The 14,458-nt window shown below is 48.7% G+C and carries 16 protein-coding genes; all 16 read left to right on the forward strand.

Going from position 1 to position 14,458, the window contains the following annotated elements; all coding sequences use genetic code 11:
* The first annotated feature begins 3 nt into the window (after nucleotides 1–3).
* The 16 genes from WFI24_RS05230 to WFI24_RS05305 all read left to right on the forward strand — a co-directional run bounded on the left by WFI24_RS05230 (nucleotide 4) and on the right by WFI24_RS05305 (nucleotide 14,458).
* Complete coding sequence (locus WFI24_RS05230; protein ID WP_336759280.1) at nucleotides 4–1,710, forward strand: hypothetical protein; 1,707 nt, start codon at nucleotides 4–6, stop codon at nucleotides 1,708–1,710.
* Nucleotides 1,711–1,764: 54 nt separating this feature from the next.
* Nucleotides 1,765–2,397 carry a LysM peptidoglycan-binding domain-containing protein gene (locus WFI24_RS05235; RefSeq protein ID WP_336759636.1) on the forward strand — a complete coding sequence of 211 codons (633 nt, stop codon included), beginning with the start codon at nucleotides 1,765–1,767 and terminating at the stop codon, nucleotides 2,395–2,397.
* On the forward strand, nucleotides 2,394–3,380 hold the full coding sequence (locus WFI24_RS05240; protein WP_336759282.1) for an XkdQ/YqbQ family protein: 987 nt from the start codon (nucleotides 2,394–2,396) through the stop codon (nucleotides 3,378–3,380). Before WFI24_RS05235 ends, WFI24_RS05240 begins: the two co-directional genes overlap by 4 nt.
* Nucleotides 3,373–3,783 (forward strand): hypothetical protein, encoded by a 411-nt coding sequence (locus WFI24_RS05245; protein WP_336759283.1) that lies wholly within the window; start codon nucleotides 3,373–3,375, stop codon nucleotides 3,781–3,783. Before WFI24_RS05240 ends, WFI24_RS05245 begins: the two co-directional genes overlap by 8 nt.
* On the forward strand, nucleotides 3,776–4,231 hold the full coding sequence (locus WFI24_RS05250; protein ID WP_336759284.1) for a DUF2634 domain-containing protein: 456 nt from the start codon (nucleotides 3,776–3,778) through the stop codon (nucleotides 4,229–4,231). Before WFI24_RS05245 ends, WFI24_RS05250 begins: the two co-directional genes overlap by 8 nt.
* A gap of 4 nt (nucleotides 4,232–4,235) precedes the next feature.
* On the forward strand, nucleotides 4,236–5,375 hold the full coding sequence (locus WFI24_RS05255) for a baseplate J/gp47 family protein (protein ID WP_336759286.1): 1,140 nt from the start codon (nucleotides 4,236–4,238) through the stop codon (nucleotides 5,373–5,375).
* 137 nt (nucleotides 5,376–5,512) lie between these two features.
* Entirely contained in the window at nucleotides 5,513–6,103 is a 591-nt protein-coding gene (locus WFI24_RS05260) for a YmfQ family protein (RefSeq protein ID WP_336759287.1), read from the forward strand.
* Nucleotides 6,103–7,179 (forward strand): phage tail protein, encoded by a 1,077-nt coding sequence (locus tag WFI24_RS05265; RefSeq protein WP_336759289.1) that lies wholly within the window; start codon nucleotides 6,103–6,105, stop codon nucleotides 7,177–7,179. The genes WFI24_RS05260 and WFI24_RS05265 overlap by 1 nt, the downstream gene beginning before the upstream one ends.
* 135 nt (nucleotides 7,180–7,314) lie before the next feature.
* On the forward strand, nucleotides 7,315–7,740 hold the full coding sequence (locus tag WFI24_RS05270) for a phage tail terminator family protein (RefSeq protein WP_336759291.1): 426 nt from the start codon (nucleotides 7,315–7,317) through the stop codon (nucleotides 7,738–7,740).
* 231 nt (nucleotides 7,741–7,971) lie between these two features.
* A complete protein-coding gene (locus tag WFI24_RS05275; protein WP_336759292.1) occupies nucleotides 7,972–8,181 on the forward strand; it encodes a hypothetical protein in 210 nt (69 codons plus the stop codon).
* A complete protein-coding gene (locus tag WFI24_RS05280; protein ID WP_336759294.1) occupies nucleotides 8,181–9,497 on the forward strand; it encodes a phage tail sheath family protein in 1,317 nt (438 codons plus the stop codon). The genes WFI24_RS05275 and WFI24_RS05280 overlap by 1 nt, the downstream gene beginning before the upstream one ends.
* Before the next feature lies 1 nt (nucleotide 9,498).
* Entirely contained in the window at nucleotides 9,499–9,957 is a 459-nt protein-coding gene (locus tag WFI24_RS05285) for a phage tail tube protein (protein ID WP_336759296.1), read from the forward strand.
* Nucleotides 9,958–10,128: 171 nt separating this feature from the next.
* Nucleotides 10,129–10,551 (forward strand): phage tail assembly chaperone, encoded by a 423-nt coding sequence (locus WFI24_RS05290; RefSeq protein WP_336759298.1) that lies wholly within the window; start codon nucleotides 10,129–10,131, stop codon nucleotides 10,549–10,551.
* Nucleotides 10,552–10,752: 201 nt separating this feature from the next.
* The gene (locus tag WFI24_RS05295; protein ID WP_336759300.1) at nucleotides 10,753–12,738 is read left to right on the forward strand and encodes a hypothetical protein; all 1,986 of its coding nucleotides are present in this window, start codon (nucleotides 10,753–10,755) and stop codon (nucleotides 12,736–12,738) included.
* Complete coding sequence (locus tag WFI24_RS05300) at nucleotides 12,739–13,434, forward strand: LysM peptidoglycan-binding domain-containing protein (RefSeq protein ID WP_336759301.1); 696 nt, start codon at nucleotides 12,739–12,741, stop codon at nucleotides 13,432–13,434.
* Between the two features lie 13 nt (nucleotides 13,435–13,447).
* Nucleotides 13,448–14,458 carry an XkdQ/YqbQ family protein gene (locus WFI24_RS05305; protein ID WP_336759302.1) on the forward strand — a complete coding sequence of 337 codons (1,011 nt, stop codon included), beginning with the start codon at nucleotides 13,448–13,450 and terminating at the stop codon, nucleotides 14,456–14,458.

Genomic DNA, 14,458 nt, shown 5'->3' on the forward strand with positions numbered 1-14,458 from the left:
AAAATGGCAGAAATGATTGTAGGTTTGTCCAAATCCAATGCGGAAATGCGGACAACCCTTCGATACCTGGATCAGATCCAACGCTCAACCGAACGTCTGGGCAGAGTTCGTTATCAGAGTCTGATTAAGGTGAACAATGAGCTGAGAACGACCGGGCGCAGGTTGGAACATATTTATAGTATGGCTGTGCGAATCAGCAGGCTGCGAATCACACCGACGGTTGGGCTTATTGATAAGCTGAGTCCGGCACTGGATCGCGCATGGGCGAAACTGAACAGTTTCAAGGACCAGATGGTTACGGCTTCCGGAACAGTATCGCTTGAAGTTCGGCAGAAGATCGAAGTGGCGATGGGTAAAGGAGGGGCTTCGGGTCCAACTATGGCTGTCGTGATTCAAAATAATAAAAATATTACTAACAATACAAAGGAAGAAGAACCAAAAAAATGGTGGGAAAAGGCACTAGAAGTAGCTAACAGCGTTATGGATGCGTTCAACAATATTGGAGATATTATTGATCGTTTCAAAAATAAAAAAGATGAAAGTCCTGCATCTAAATGCTGCTGTTGCACAGGTGGGAAGATGGGCAAGAATCGCAGAGTCCGTTCACCGAATGCGGATGGTGGTGGCTCAGATCGTGGCAGACGAAACTATCGAAGTGGTAGAAGGTCTAGTAACCGTTCGAACCGGGGTCCATCTCCAGTACCCAATCCTGTACCTGATACTCCAACTCCTCCGGCCGATCGCAACCGTAATAGGGGAGGTGGTAGAAGAATCCGAGGAAGTGGTCGCTTAGGATTTGCGGATGGTTCATTAGGGTCTTTAACCGACATGCTGGCTGGTAACGGATTGATGGATAATTTAAGTAGTGGCTTTGCCAAAGGAGCTAAAAGGCTTCTCGGGCCCATCAGCATGCTTGCCGATGTGGCGAACGTAGCGACAGCACCCCCGGAAGAGCGTGGCAGAGCGGTGGGTTCGATGATTGGCGGCACAGCAGGTACTGCGATTGGTAGCGCCATCGGTAGCGTTCTTTTGCCTGGCATCGGGACATGGGTAGGTGGTGCAGTAGGTGGTTGGGCCGGAAGTGAAGCAGGCGGTTGGATTGGAGACAAAGCGAAGGATATTGGAAACTTTATGTCTAGCGCTACCGAGGGTGTAGGGGACGCATTGTCGGGTGCAGCCGATTACGTCTCTGAGAAAACAAAAAAAATCACTGATGGTATATCCAGCTTCTTTGGATTTGGTTCCAAAAAAGAAGAGAAGACGGTCTCGGCAGCAACGGTGGCTGCACCGTCTCCAGTTGCAACAGGTCCGCAGATGGCACCTGCCTATATGCCACCGGCATTGACCATGACAGGCCCAGCAGCATATATGAACAGCAAGGTCGGCCAGCCTACCTCTGCTGGATTCATGGGAACAAGCATGATGCAGAACCAAGCGATGGCGCTTGGTAACGGTGCACAGACGAATGGGAAATCTTCCACGATGACGGTACAGATATCCGAAGACCAGATGAGCAGTCTGTCCGGATACTTGAAGGATTTCAAAACCGAAACTACCAATCAGATTGCAATAAATATTCCACCAGGCGCGGTGCAGGTGACGGTGCGCGAAAATGCGATTGATTACGATGCTGTCACCAAGCAGGTCGGACAACGGATTACGGGTGAGTTCCGCCGTGCCATGGAAAACCGAAAAACCATTATGGCCTAAGCAGAAAGGAGGCCGTGTATGACTGTATTTGAAGATAAAGTGGAAGGGATCAGAATGGAATTTATCCTGATCGATGGGAAAACGAAGTTTCAATTTCCTGTGAATCCAGAAGAGTTTACGATCTCACGTTCCAAAGGGTATGAAACGATTAATATGCTGGAGCATGGCGAGTTTGATTTTGCGCAGGGGGAGAAGGTGAAGGAGATCACCTTCTCTTCTTTTTTTCCCAAAGAATATGATGCGTCCTATTGCATGTATGAAAAAGATTTTCCAGATCCGCGGGTAGCGATGAATATGCTGAATACGTTTCTGGTATCGAAAAAGCCGCTGCGCTTCATCATTACCAACACGGGGGTGAACGTGCCGGTATATCTGATCTCGCACAATACGACCTTCCGGGGCGGCGAGAGCGGAGATATTTACTTCGACATTACGCTGCGCACATGGCGGGATTCCAAGGTGGAGAGGGTTGGCGCGGCTACATCCGCGAGCAAGTCGGGTTCTCGTACCGATTTGAAAAAGAGCAGCAAGACCTACACCGTCAAATCTGGCGACTCCCTGTCCAAAATTGCAAAGCTGGAGCTGGGCAGCAGTTCCAAATGGAATGAGATCTACAAGCTGAACGCTAAGATCATCGGGAGTGATCCGAACCGGATCAAACCCGGACAAAAGCTGGTGATGCCATGACCTACAAGGTCATTGTCGACGACAAATATGACATCACCAAGTTGGTCGAGACGATTACGCTGAAGGACTCTCTGGACCAGATTGCGTATCAGGCTAACATCCGGCTGGCGGTGTCTGCATCTTCCGGTCTGCCTTCGATCTCACCGGGTATGGCGGTGCGGATTAGCGGGGTTCCTTTTGGCGAAAAATCAATGGTTCACTTGCTGCATCCTGCGGTCATCTGGGAGGTGGAAAGCTCGAACAGCGGCACCAAGCGGCTGTCCCTCACGGTGTACGACCGGATGATTTATCTGGAAAAATCGGAGGACGAGTTCCTGCTGCCGAAGGATCAGACCGCCACACAGCGACTTAAAACCTACGCCAAAGAGTGGAAGATTCCATACGCCACGCTCCCGGATACCAAGACAAAGCTGGGAAAAGCCGTGTATCGGTCACAGACGATCTTTTCGATGATGTTTGCTGATCTGAAGGAAACGGCGAAGTCCGGCGGGGAGATGTATCATCCACGGATGACACACGGCGGGCTGCAGCTTTTCCAGGTCGGAAGTAATGCGAAGGTATACGAGCTGGATCGACTGATAGATCTAACCCAGATGCGTACGCTCGAAGGGGCGGTTACCAAAGTTAAAGTCATGGCGGCGTCGGAGTCACCGAGTGGCAAAGAAGTTCCTTCCAAAGTGCTTGCAATTGAGCAGGATCGTGTGGAAGAACTGGGCACATTGCAAAAGCTGGTAGAGGACGATCAGGTGAAGTCGACAACCGCGGCGAAGAAACTGGCGAAAAGTCATCTGACGGGTATTCAGGAGACCTTTACGATATCCGCACCGGATGTGAATACGATTCGTGCCGGGGACGCGGTGTTAGTAAAAGGACTGAAGCTAATCGTCATGTCGGTCAGCCGTGATCTGTCTGCTGGACCTGGAACGATGACGTTAGAGCTGGGGACGGCTGAGCTGGTGAAAAGGAGGTATTACCTTGAATAAAGATGATCCGTATGGGCATTTTGCCGACGTCATGCGAGGGGCGATGAGTACACATTCTCGTCAGGCCGTGAGCGGTCTGGGCGCGGTGTTGGGTACGATGACTTCATCCGGTGTGAAGCTGGATGATTTCAAGCACGAAGTGCAGGATTACCTCGTGGCCGAGTTGCCGGGCACGCTTGGACTGCCGGAGCGCGAGGCTGCTGGCGCGATCTCCGGTATATCTGACGTGGCAAACGGCGGAACGACGGCCACGGGACGGTTTCTTTTGCAAGAAGAGGAAGTGGAAGAAGCGGTGTGGTCTCTTGGTAAGGGATTAAAAGCGGGAGATCGTGTGCTGGCGATGCGGGTGAATGGCGGTGACGACATTGTGGTGCTGTGTAAGGTGGTGAGTGCGCATGCCTAGTTTGTTCCCAGAAACGGGAGTGGCATGGGGAGATGAGGAGGATCTGTCGGGGGCGGCTTCGGAAGAGGTACGCTTTGGGCGGAGCTGGCGATTCGATTACGATGCTGGGGATTTTGTGCTGACCCCAAGTGGCAAAGTTGCTGCGGCTGGTGGGCATGAAGCCTGGGTGCAATGGTGCATCAAGGCGGTCAAGACGCCGCGGTACAGACATGTGATTTACTCCCGAAACTATGGTTCGGAGCTGGAGGATCTGGTGGGGCAGGGTGACAGCCGGGGTGTGATGGAAAGTGAGATTACCCGGATGGTGACGGAGACGTTGCTGGCTGATCCACGGACGGATTCGGTAGACCAGTTTACGTTTGATTGGAATCGGGAGCAGTGCATGTTCTCGTGCCGGGTGGCGAGTGTGCAGGAAGAGATGTTTATTCTGGAAAGTGAGGTGATCTGACGGGATGGCTGAGATTCCGCGTTATTTGGAGGACCAGACGGAGGAACAGATTATGCAGCGCATGCTGGATCGTCTGCCCGCGGATCTGGATAAGTCGGAAGGGTCGTTTCTGTGGGATGCGGAGGCTCCGGTTGCGTTTATGCTGTCTGAGGCTGCATTGTGGGCGCAGGAATTACTGCGGCGTGGCTTTGCGAGTACGGCTGCGAGCAGTGATCCGAATTTTCGTTCGGAAGAGCTGGATCTGCGGGTAGGGGAGCACGGCATCACACGGCGAGCTGCGGTGGCGGCACAAGGTGCGGTGAGGTTTACGGGTACGCCGGGGAAAGTGGTGCCTGCGGGAACGGTCGTGGCTACGCTCGCGGATGAAGTGTCTGCTGAAGCTTCGCTTGAATATGAGACGGTGGGACGTTTGGAATTGGATGCAGAGGGCTCCGGGGTGGTTGGCGTGCGAGCGCTTGTTGCCGGAAAAGATAGCAATGTGCCTGCGGGCACGGTAACTGTGCTGTCTACACCTGTAAGTGGCGTGACCTCTGTCACGAATGTTGATGTGATTAAAGGCGGTGCAGATATTGAGGCAGACACGGCGTTGCTGGAACGCTTTTATGCCAAAGTCCGCAACCAGGGGACCAGTGGCAACAAGTCGCAATATGTGCAATGGGCCAGTGAAGTACCAGGTGTTGGTGCAACGCGTGTGATTCCATTGTGGCAGGGTCCGGGCACGGTGGGATTGTATCTGCTGGACACGGACAAACGTGCTGCGGGTACCGATTTGGTAGCCGCCGTGCAGAAGTACGTTGACCCAACGCAGGATGGACAGGGTGAAGGCGTTGCCCCGGCAGGACCAGTCGTGTCCGTGATGCCAGCCGAGGAAGTGCCGATGAACATTCAGGTGAAGCTGACTCTTGCTAGTGATGCAACGTTGGCCGATGTACGAGCATTGATCGAACGCGGGGTGACCGCGTATCTGAAACAGTTGGCTTTTGCTGATTCACTCGTTCGTTACACTCGCATTGCCGCGATCCTGCTGGACATTCCGCCGATTATCGACTATTCGGAGCTTACCGTGAACGGTGTGAGTGACCAGAATATCGAGATGACCGCAAGTCAGGTGGCGGTGCTGGGGACGGTGGATGTGCATGAGTAGTGTTGGGCAGATGGTGGATGAGGAAGTAATTGGGGAATGCGGAGACCTAGGAAGATTGGGAGAAATACACCGATCCGGGTTGGATCTGGTGAGCGAGACGCTACATGTGGATGTGCAAGGAAGGGAGGGGACAGGGCATGAGTGCTCCTTCTATTGCAGATGTTGGACTGACGAGTGAGAAAGGGCGGGAGTTGTTCTCGTATTTGCCCAGGTATTATGAGACTTCGCGTGTGATGCAGGCTGATATGCAGGCCAAAGGCACCGAAATGGATCTGCTGTATCAGGCGTTGGATGAGACGTTGGAACAGTTTTTTGTCCGTACAACGACGTGGGGGCTGGACTTCTGGGAGCAGGAGCTTGGCATTGAGACAGATCGTCTCAAACCCGTGGAGCAGCGGCGTGCCGTGGTGGAATCGAAGCTACGTGGTGCCGGGAAGTTCTCTGGCAGGTTGGTTGCGAATGTGGCTGAGGCGTATGCCGGGGGCAAGGTGGATGTGACATTTCAGCCAGAAGCGTGGAGTTGTACGGTGAGCTTTGTGGATACGATGGGTATCCCGCCCAACATTGATGATCTGAAGAGAGCGATTGAAGAACTGAAACCGGCTCACATGGCTGTGGAATATGAGTACCGATATCTGGTCTGGGACGATCTGAACAACAAACAGATGACCTGGGATGAACTGGACACCGCGTCGTTGACGTGGAATGAACTGGAGGTGTGGGCGTAATGCCACAAGAAACGGATCGACTGAAATTGCCTCTGCCCTTGGGGAACGAGACCGTAAGCCGGGAGAGTATTAATGGAATTTTTGAAAAGATTGATGCGGGTGTCGCAACACAGGCGGATTTGGAGATGCTTCGTGAAGCGGTAAGTCAGATGGACATTCCTGATGCGTCTTTGACGCAGAAAGGGAAGGTGCAGTTGTCTAGTTCGGTGGATAGTAATGCTGAGGATAGGGCTGCAACGCCAAAAGCAGTACAGGCAGCTTTGAAAGAGGCTTTATTGGCAAAGCAACTTGGAGTTGAGCAGAAAGCTAATGTGGTTGCCGCGCTTAACTCCATTGGTGTATCGGCATCCACTAGTGAGACATGGGTGGGGTTAATTTTTAAATTGGAAGGGGTTATCCTGGCAAAGGGTACGGCTTCTGTAGATCAGGTGTTATCGGGTTATACATTTAGTAATTTTGAAGCAAACAAGTTGATCGGAACAATGATAAATCATGGTGCGAAAACATCTATTATAACTACACAAGGTGGGCAGTATGTTATACCTTCTGGCTATCATAATGGTAGTGGAAGGATAACAGCTTCTCTAAATAATTTAGTGTCCGAGAATGTGAAAAGTGGAGTTAATATTGGTGGCGTGCTGGGTACGCTTCAATACATTGAATTAACTTCGGATACATCTGATTACATGCTTGAAGGAGTTCCGAGCTACTCCCCCTATAGACTGGATAATCCTAATGGCAACAATCCAATTGGGTATATAAATACCTTATCCAAATCGTTCTCGCTTAAGTACGGTGGATCCGTTAGAGTTTACGTTTACGGTTATCGATTAGCACAACATGCGCAGTATTATAATGTTCGTATTAAAATTTATAAAAGTGGAGATAAGGTTTACGATGAGCTAGCACAAGATCTATACAATAATGTAATCGTTAATATTGAAAGTGGGGGCGAAAATTTGAGGGTGGATGTTGTTTATACAAAAATAGGGGGATTATCAGGAGTTGACGCGGAAGTTAGAGCTATTAATGTTTATTGGGGTATAAAGGGATTTGATAAAGGAAAAGTTTCATAGTTTATCTTGAGATATAGGTGCCCTCTTTAAAACTATGAATGACATAATGCATCTTGGACGACGTTTGTATAGGGAAAATCAATTGAAATTATTTGTTATAATTCTAATTGAGTATTCTTTTAAAGGAGGTGAACCATGACCACAAACCAACTAACCACAGTAATTTCAAACACACTCACACAACATTTCCCTGACATCCCGATCCACCCAGCAACTGGTAGCACTAATCCAGATGAAAAAGGCATTATCTACCGTCTGCTATCCGTGCAACTTACCCGGGAACGCAGCGATCGCTTCGTGCAATCCCATGCATATGAAATCCGCTGGCTCGAAGCAGAAAATATCCCAGCCACCCTACCGGACGCGTTGTTTGAAGCGCTGGAAACGATCAGTGTAGAGGGAACACCCTATCGCGCAACGGAGCTACGATGGGAAACGGAGAACGACAATCCCAGACTGCTGGTGTACTATACCATGCGAACCACCAAAGTGTCAGAGTCCGCTACGACCATGCAACATCTGGAACAGCGACATACCGCACTTAAAGCTGTGAACGAATAACTATTAGTTCAACGAAATTTTCTGCACGAGAACGGAAAGGACAGAAATAACCAGAAGAAGCGAAGCGTTCGCCTTTATCCCTGGATTTAACCTTGAAAATGAGAATCAAAAAAAATCTGAGAATAACAGCGATCGGAAGGTTGTTCTGTACTGGGAGTGGCTAGTGTAAATATTCTTTTGTTGAACTTAAATGAGGGGATAACCATGAAAGGAATAGGAGGCTCATTGGCGATGTTTACGAAAAAAGAACCGGACACTAAAAAAACGGAAGCTCAACAGAAAAACAATCAAAAATACAGCAAAGCACAGTTCGCCGAATCCCGGCAACTTAGCCGGATCGAGAAAGATATTTTGGCAGCAGTTCTGCTGGAACAAGAAACATACACCATGGAAGAAGCACAGCAACACATCCAACAATTTATGAATGGGGAGGCACAATAATGGCTGGAGGAACATGGACGACACAAAACAAGGTACGCCCCGGTGTATATATGAATTTTGCATCAGAGGGCACATTGCCAGGTACGGTAGGAGAGCGAGGAACGGTGGCTTTGGCACTTTCATTGTCGTGGGGGCAAGCTAGCACCATCATGACCTTACAAGCAGGTGAAGATGTACAAGCCAAATTGGGCTATGACTGGACAGCACCGCAAATGCTGCTGATTCGCGAGGCTTTGAAACGTGCGCAAACATTGCTTCTGTATCGACTCAATGCAGGGACCAAAGCCAAGGCAACCTTGGATAAACTGACAGTAACAGCCCAACACGACGGCGTACGCGGTAATGATCTGGCTGTTGTAATCTCCACGAATATCAATGATCCGGAACAATTGGATGTCTCCACTCTGCTTGCGGGTAAAGAAGTGGACAAACAAACCGCGTCTACCATCGGAGCTCTGGAATCCAACGCATACGTCACATTTACTGGTGAAGGTGCACTCACAGCTACAGCTTCACTTCCACTAACAGGCGGATTGGATGGTGCAGCAACCAACCAGGAGCATGCTGATTTCCTCACCAAGCTAGAGGTGCTGGATTTTAACACGGTTGGTCTGATTTCAGACGATACCACACTCAAGTCAGTCTACACAGCTTACATCAAGCGTTTGCGTGAGACCGAGGGCAAGAAGGTGCAACTGGTTCTGTCGGATTATCCGGCTGCAGATCATGAAGGCATTATCAGTGTCAAAAATGGTGTTGTGCTCGCAGATGGTACGGTCCTGTCACCGAAACAAACCGTAGCATGGACTGCCGGCGCAACAGCGGGAGCTAACCTGAATGATTCCCTGACGTTCCGTGCGTATGACGAAGCCGTGGATGTGAACGGACGACTGACACATAGTGAGACAGAAGCAGCATTGCGTAATGGCGAGTTTGTCTTTACGGCGAGTAGCAACCGCGCGGTGGTGGAGCAGGATGTAAATACGTTCCGTTCGGTGACCCCGGATAAGGCACGTCATTTTGCCAAAAACCGTGTTGTCCGCGTACTCGATGGCATCGCTAACGATATGAAACGGATTTTCGAGTCCTATTATATTGGCAAAGTGAACAATAACGAAGATGGGCGCAGCCTGTTCCGTTCCCAATGTGTCACTTACCTGAAGCAGCTTCAGGATATTGGGGCGATTCAAAATTTCGATTCCAAAACAGATATCACTGTTGCTCCGGGCAATGAAACTGACAGTATTCTGATCGAGATTCAGGTCCAACCTGTGGATTCCGTTGAAAAAGTATATATGAAAGTGAAGGTGGTTTAAGATGGCATTTTTGAAAGCAAGTGACACGATCTCCGGTCAGGAAGGCCGCGCATACGCAACGATTAACGTACAGACGGAAGAAATGTTCTATGTGAAGACGCTGGAAGCAACAGTGGAGAAACAAAAAGCAGAGGTAAAAACGTTGGGCCGCCGCGGCGTACAGCACAAAGCAACCGGTTGGTCCGGTTCGGGTTCCATGACAATCTTTTATACCACTTCCCGTTTCCGCGAGCTGATGCTCCAGTACATGCAGAATGGTGTGGACACGTACTTCGACATTGAAGTGACCAACGAAGATCCTTCCTCTACAATTGGCAAACAGACGGTAACTCTCAAAGGTGTCAACCTCGACAGTGTGATCATGGCATCTCTGGATACCGAGGCTGAGGCGTTGGAGGAAGAAGTGAGCTTTACCTTTGAAGATGTCGATATGCCTGTATCGTTCAATCTGCCGAAGTAAAGTAGCGCGGAAAGCTTAATGATTTGAGATTTATAAAGAGTAAAACTTAGCAGCGGGTTTGTAAAAGAAACCTGTTCAACTTGCCTGTGTTACGGGCTATTTGGCGTGCCAAAATTCTGCTCTTCGCCGCTTCTTGCGGCGGGGAGCCTAACTTTAGAGGAGGAACAATACATGAGTGGATTGAGTATGTTTTTTGCCCAAAATGCAGCAATGGATACAACGGAGGAGTTTATCGTATCCCCCCGTTTCAAAGATGAGAAAGGCGAGCCCGTTGCCTGGAAACTGCGCAGCATGACTGAGGACGAAAACCAGGAATGCCGCAAGGCAGCTACCCGCAAAATTAAGGGCAAGAACGGTGTGTACACACCCGACATTGATGCGAATGATTACATGGCTCGTCTGATGAGTTCAAGTGTCGTATATCCCGATTTGAAAAACGCAGAACTTCAGCGCTCATACGGCGTGATGGGGGCGGAATCGCTTTTGCGGAAAATGCTGTTGCCTGGGGAATTTGCTTCGCTTGGCGAACAGGTTCAGAAGCTGAACGGTTTCAATCAGGATATGAACGAACTGGTGGATGACGTAAAAAACTAATTAAAGAGGGCGATTCCGAAGCCAATCTGGCTTATTACGCTCTCCATGAATTGAACATTTTGCCGCATGAGCTTATGGCCTTCTCCATGCGAGAACGAGCGGCCATCTATGCGATGATCTCCATCCGGGTGGAGGAAGAGAAGAAAGAACGATCCAAAAACCGCGCCCGTAAGAAATAAAAGAGAAAGGAGGGAGAAATGAATGTATGCAGTGTTTGCAAGACTGTATATCATGTCAAACAATATGGTTCAGCAATTTCAAAACCTGCCTACCGTAATCAATTCGGTATTCAACCCTGGAAATCTGAGCCGAATTCAGTTGGCAGGCAACTTACTCCAAGGAGTGTCAGAAGAACAGGCTAAGGTAAATGCTGCCTTTACAGAAGGTGCCCAGCGAGTGCGAGCCTGGATCAGCGTGATCAAGTCAGCAGGACAAGCTGTTCTCGTACCAGCTGCGCAGGAAGAGGATTTGAAGCAGCGATATATAGCTGCTACTGGTGATGATGCTCAGGGTGAGACGATCTTTAATCGCTACCGTGCGGAAGCTTTCAAGAGCGGACAGAATGTTACGGATGCTTTGAAAGGTACACTATCTCTCATCCCGTATGCACAGAATACGGACCAAGTTGATCAACTGAGGGATATGGCTAAGCGGTTGAGCATGCTATCTCCAGATGGAAAAAACATGTCAGATGCATCGAGTGCCTTGGTCGCTGCCATGAACGGAGACAATGGTCAGCTTGCCAAGTCTTTTAACATTCCTGCTGAAGCTCTAAGCGGAGCAGGTCTGCAACAAACCATTGATTCATCCAATCTGGATGGATTTATCCAAAAGTTGGATGTTATTTTGCAAAAGCAAGGCTATACCCAACAGGCTTTTGACACCATGCTGGATTCACCGTTACAGAAGTGGAATGCACTGGTGAATCAGTTTAATGGGGTTCTCGGTCAGATTGGACAGGCAGCCCTCATTGCCTTAACACCTTTACTGGATCGATTAAATGAAGCCTTTGCAAATGGGGAGTTCACGGTCATTATTGAGTGGATTAGCAATGCGTTTACGGTTGCGGCAAACGCGTTGACGATGCTGGTAAACGGTATTTTATACATTGCAGCCGTGATTCAGCAGAACTGGGATATCATTCAGCCTATCCTGATGGCATTGGCGATTGTGGTACTGGCATTGGTTATCGCACAAGTCTATAGTCTCGTTGCCGCCTGGTTATTGCTAAATTGGCCAATCCTGCTCGCCATTGCTGCAATCGCAGCAGTTATTGGAATTTTGAACATGATGGGAATGTCAGGTACAGAGATTTTGGGAGTCATCATAGGTTCATTTATGATGCTTGGAGAAATCGTGCGAGTAGTAGTAGCCACAGTGTGGAATGTATTTGCTTCATTAGCGGATTTCTTAATTAATTTCTTTACTAATGCAGTGTATGCAGTCCAAAAGTTGTTCTACGATCTAGGGATGTTTATTTTGCAGACCCTATATAATGTGATGTTAGGTATAGAGGATTTTCTTAATAGAGCTGTAAGTGCAATAGCGGGTGTTGCCTCCTTTATCAATGACACATTTGGTACGAACTTGACCGTGATGTCCGAATCAGATATCACCATTGGTAGCAAAACCATTAAGGGATGGATGGACACTTTAGAATCATGGGAGCCGCAAAGTGATACAAATTCATTCAAGTCGATGAGAATGGATGGACAGTACAATGGCAATGCGTATGGGAAAGGACCGGAGATGGCGGAAAAATTGCTTTCCGGTTTTTCAACGGGGGCAAAAGCAGATTCCAAAGATAAAGATTTACCAGGTAAATTTGGCAAGGACTTCACACCCGAAATACCCAAAACACCTTCCATGCCATCGATGCCAACTGCACCTGCTCCCACCGTTGTCCCGAGTAACAACATGAGTAACATCAACAAAATCAACAATATCGGGCAGGTGGACAAGATCGGTGACGTGGATGGCACAGTGGATGTAACCAGCGAGGACTTGAAACTGATGCGTGAGCTGGCCGAGATGCAGGCGATTCAGCGATTTGTCAGTCTGACGCCAACCGTTCAGGTCACCACAGGGGATATCAACAGCGGACATGATGTGGACAGCATCATCAGCAAGATTACTGATGGACTGAGCAGTCAGATCGTCTCCAGTGCCCAGGGGGTGTATGGATAAGTGGAATATTATATTCAACTAAGCTTCAATAACCGCTCCGAATACATGTTTTTTCCGGTGACACCAGAGAGCATTGAGTTTTCGGATTCGGGAGACGGCAGTACATTTAACGTTAGTGCTTTGGGTGAAATTAACGTGATCAAATCGCCGAAGCTGCGTGAAGTCAGTTTCAGCGGGATTTTTCCGGCAGACTACAGCCCGTATCATCTGAACTACGATGCAAGACATCCGGCAATTCAGAAGCAGTTTTACCGTGATCCCTATGAATATGTGAAAAAGATCATCCGTTGGATGCAGACGGGCAGACCCGTCAGACTGTTCTTTTCTAGTGCAAGGTACACCATTAATATGGCGGTTTCCATTGAGAGCTTCGACTGGAAGGAGACTGCGGGTACGGTGGGGGATATCCAGTATGATATCAAGCTGAAGCAGTTCATTTTTTATGCCGCCAAAAAAGTAGTGCCACTCAAGGGCAGCAAGGATACAGCTGCTTCGAAAACAAAAACCAAAGCCTCCCGGCCCAATGAAAAAATCCAGTCCAAGACCGTCACACTCAAAGCCGGAGACTCCTTGTGGTCTGTAGCCAAAGCCCATTTGGGAGATGGATCTCGCTGGAAAGAACTGCAGAAGCTGAATAGCATCAAAGATGCACAACTGAAGAAGCTGCCGATTGGACTTGTGATCAAGCTTCCGTGAAAGGAGAGGGAATATGCAAGAGCAGATCAGGCTGGATGATAAGCTGGCAAACATGAAGGAACGGTTATTACTGGATGACAAGCAGGGCAACATCTGGGACATTAGCGAAATTGCCGGTGACATTACGTACAAAACCTCCCGCATCGGCAAACCTTCCTCTCTGGAATTCACGTTGATCAAGGGCAGTCTGTACCAGAATAAGAAATTCACATATGAGAATGGATATGTCGTGAAATATATCAGCAACGAGGTAGGCATATTTTACGGATATATCTTCTCGGTGGATAGCGGTAAGGACGAAAGTGTCAAAATCAAAGCCTACGACCAGATGCGTTATCTGACTGCGAATCAGACGTACAAGTTCGTTAATGCCACTGCTGCGGATGTAATTAAACGAATTGCAAAGGATTTCCTATTGAAAACGGATGATCTGATTCAGCCCAAATATGTTATTCCACGCATGTTATTTGATAACAAAAAGCTGATTGACATGATCTGTGAGGCATTGGACCGAACGTTGATCTATGGCGGAAAAAATTACATCTTCTACGATGATTTCGGCAAGCTTGTGCTTCGAGATGTGGAAGAGATGCCTTACGGCTTTGTTATTGGGGATAACAGTCTGCTCACGGATTACAGCTATACAAGGTCGATTGACGACCAGACGTATAACAAGATCAAGCTGTATCGGGATAACAAGGATACTGGAAAAAGAGAAACATATGTTCATCAGGATTCAGGCAGCATCCGTCAATGGGGGCTGCTTTTTTTGTACCAAAAAGCGGATGACGGCCTGAATGAAGGCCAGATTGATGCCATGCTGAAGACCCTGATGACCCTTCGTAATCGAGAGACGCAGACGTTGAAAGTGGATGCGCTTGGCGATTTCAAGGTGAGGGCAGGCAGTTATGTCAACATTCAGATCGATGAACTCAAGATTAATCAATATTTTCTGGTAGACGAATGCACGCATAAGGTACAGGGGGGCGTGCATACGATGTCGCTGGATTTGAAGGTGGTGTAA

Source organism: Paenibacillus sp. USHLN196, assembly GCF_037144955.1.
Taxonomy (GTDB): domain Bacteria; phylum Bacillota; class Bacilli; order Paenibacillales; family Paenibacillaceae; genus Paenibacillus; species Paenibacillus xylanexedens_C.

What these genes read in the sequence shown, in the direction of transcription:
- WFI24_RS05230 (WP_336759280.1), top strand. Translation starts at nt 4, where the DNA reads ATGGCAGAAATGATTGTAGGTTTGTCCAAATCCAATGCGGAAATGCGG.
- WFI24_RS05235 (WP_336759636.1), top strand. Translation starts at nt 1,765, where the DNA reads ATGGAATTTATCCTGATCGATGGGAAAACGAAGTTTCAATTTCCTGTG.
- WFI24_RS05240 (WP_336759282.1), top strand. Translation starts at nt 2,394, where the DNA reads ATGACCTACAAGGTCATTGTCGACGACAAATATGACATCACCAAGTTG.
- WFI24_RS05250 (WP_336759284.1), top strand. Translation starts at nt 3,776, where the DNA reads ATGCCTAGTTTGTTCCCAGAAACGGGAGTGGCATGGGGAGATGAGGAG.
- WFI24_RS05255 (WP_336759286.1), top strand. Translation starts at nt 4,236, where the DNA reads ATGGCTGAGATTCCGCGTTATTTGGAGGACCAGACGGAGGAACAGATT.
- WFI24_RS05260 (WP_336759287.1), top strand. Translation starts at nt 5,513, where the DNA reads ATGAGTGCTCCTTCTATTGCAGATGTTGGACTGACGAGTGAGAAAGGG.
- WFI24_RS05265 (WP_336759289.1), top strand. Translation starts at nt 6,103, where the DNA reads ATGCCACAAGAAACGGATCGACTGAAATTGCCTCTGCCCTTGGGGAAC.
- WFI24_RS05270 (WP_336759291.1), top strand. Translation starts at nt 7,315, where the DNA reads ATGACCACAAACCAACTAACCACAGTAATTTCAAACACACTCACACAA.
- WFI24_RS05275 (WP_336759292.1), top strand. Translation starts at nt 7,972, where the DNA reads ATGTTTACGAAAAAAGAACCGGACACTAAAAAAACGGAAGCTCAACAG.
- WFI24_RS05280 (WP_336759294.1), top strand. Translation starts at nt 8,181, where the DNA reads ATGGCTGGAGGAACATGGACGACACAAAACAAGGTACGCCCCGGTGTA.
- WFI24_RS05285 (WP_336759296.1), top strand. Translation starts at nt 9,499, where the DNA reads ATGGCATTTTTGAAAGCAAGTGACACGATCTCCGGTCAGGAAGGCCGC.
- WFI24_RS05290 (WP_336759298.1), top strand. Translation starts at nt 10,129, where the DNA reads ATGAGTGGATTGAGTATGTTTTTTGCCCAAAATGCAGCAATGGATACA.
- WFI24_RS05295 (WP_336759300.1), top strand. Translation starts at nt 10,753, where the DNA reads ATGTATGCAGTGTTTGCAAGACTGTATATCATGTCAAACAATATGGTT.
- WFI24_RS05305 (WP_336759302.1), top strand. Translation starts at nt 13,448, where the DNA reads ATGCAAGAGCAGATCAGGCTGGATGATAAGCTGGCAAACATGAAGGAA.